The organism is Mesorhizobium sp. M7A.F.Ca.CA.004.06.1.1 (genome assembly GCF_003999135.1).
In the GTDB taxonomy this organism is placed as follows: Bacteria; Pseudomonadota; Alphaproteobacteria; order Rhizobiales; family Rhizobiaceae; genus Mesorhizobium.
Map to the genome: position 1 here is coordinate 1 of NZ_RZPQ01001000.1, position 1,723 is coordinate 1,723.

Genomic DNA, 1,723 nt, shown 5'->3' on the forward strand with positions numbered 1-1,723 from the left:
CGACAAATGCGCCACCAACTGGCCGCCGCTGAAAGCCGAAGCCGGCGCCAAGGCGGACGACGAATGGACCGTTGTCGACCGCACCGACGGCACCAAGATGTGGGCCTATGACGGCAAGCCGGTCTACACCTTCATCAAGGACGAGAAGCCCGGCGATGTGACCGGCGACGGCGTCGGCGAAGTCTGGCATATCGTCAAGGCCGACTAAGATACTCAATACATTCACGCCTGATGGCGGAACAAGGCTGGTCGCCAGGCATCGCTCTATGCAGCCGGCGGCCAGCGTCGATCAATTTGCCACTGGCGTCGCCCCGATGCCACTGCTCCAGCAGCTTTCCGCGACTCGGCGAAAATGAAAACCAGTCGTTTCCGCTGACTTGAGACCACCATCTCCCTTTCCCAAATTCTGTGATTTTCTCCATACACTCTAAGAGTGTATTGCCGCGGGCCGGCCCGCAATTTGGGCGCTTCCCCTTGACCGGATGCAAAAGCGCGGCCATGTGAGCGACAAATAGAACGAGATTTCGTCGCGCGCAGCGGAATTCTTCTGCCGCACCACAGCTGATATGAGACCTCATGGACGTCGTCGTCGTCGAATCGCCGGCCAAGGCGAAGACAATCAACAAATATCTCGGCAAGAACTACAAGGTTCTGGCCTCGTTCGGCCATATCAGGGATTTGCCGGCCAAGGACGGCTCGGTGCGTCCGGATGAGGATTTCGCCATGTCCTGGGCGGTCGACACCGCCTCGGGCAAGCGACTCGCCGACATCGCCAAGGCGGTCAAGGATGCCGATGGCCTGATCCTCGCCACCGACCCGGATCGCGAAGGTGAAGCCATCTCCTGGCATGTGCTGGAGGTGCTGAAGCAGAAGCGCGCGCTGAAGGACAAGCCGGTCAGCCGCGTCGTCTTCAACGCCATCACCAAATCGTCGGTGCTGGAGGCGATGGCCAATCCGCGCCAGATCGATGCGCCGCTGGTCGATGCCTATCTCGCCCGCCGGGCGCTGGATTATCTCGTCGGCTTCACGCTGTCGCCGGTGCTGTGGCGCAAGCTGCCGGGCGCCCGCTCGGCCGGCCGCGTCCAGTCGGTTGCGCTGCGTCTCGTCTGCGACCGCGAATCCGAAATAGAGCGCTTCCTCCGCGAGGAATACTGGCAGATCGCTGCACTGCTGGGCACGCCGCGCAACGAGAATTTCGAAGCGCGGCTGACTGCCTTCGATCGCAAGAAGCTGCAAAAGCTCGACATTTCCAACAAGGCGCAGGCCGACGACATCAAGTCGATGCTCGAAGGCGCGACCTTCAAGGCGGTGTCGGTCGAAGCCAAGCCGACCAAGCGCAATCCCGGCCCGCCCTTCACCACTTCGACGCTGCAGCAGGCCGCCTCATCGGGCCTGGGCTTCTCGGCCAGCCGCACCATGCAGGTGGCGCAACGGCTCTATGAAGGCATGGAGATCGGCGGCGAGACCACAGGTCTCATCACCTATATGCGAACCGACGGCGTGCAGATGGCACCCGAGGCGATCGACGCCGCACGCGACGCCATTGCCAAGGAATTCGGCGCAAAATACCTGCCGGAAAAGCCGCGCCAGTATACCGCCAAGGCCAAGAACGCCCAGGAAGCGCACGAAGCGATCCGCCCGACGGATTTCATGCGCACCCCGGCATCGGTCAGGCAATATCTCGATTCCGACCAGATGCGACTCTATGAGCTGATCTGGAAGC

At 61.8% G+C, this 1,723-nt stretch carries 1 protein-coding gene and 1 pseudogene; both read left to right on the forward strand.

Translation table 11 applies throughout. From position 1 onward, the window contains the following. Positions 1–208 (forward strand): annotated as a pseudogene (locus EN906_RS33145) (hypothetical protein); the annotation flags it as partial. Between the two features lie 368 nt (positions 209–576). Beyond that, the coding region (gene topA / locus EN906_RS33150; protein ID WP_127375724.1) for a type I DNA topoisomerase at positions 577–1,723 on the forward strand (1,147 nt) is incomplete at its 3' end.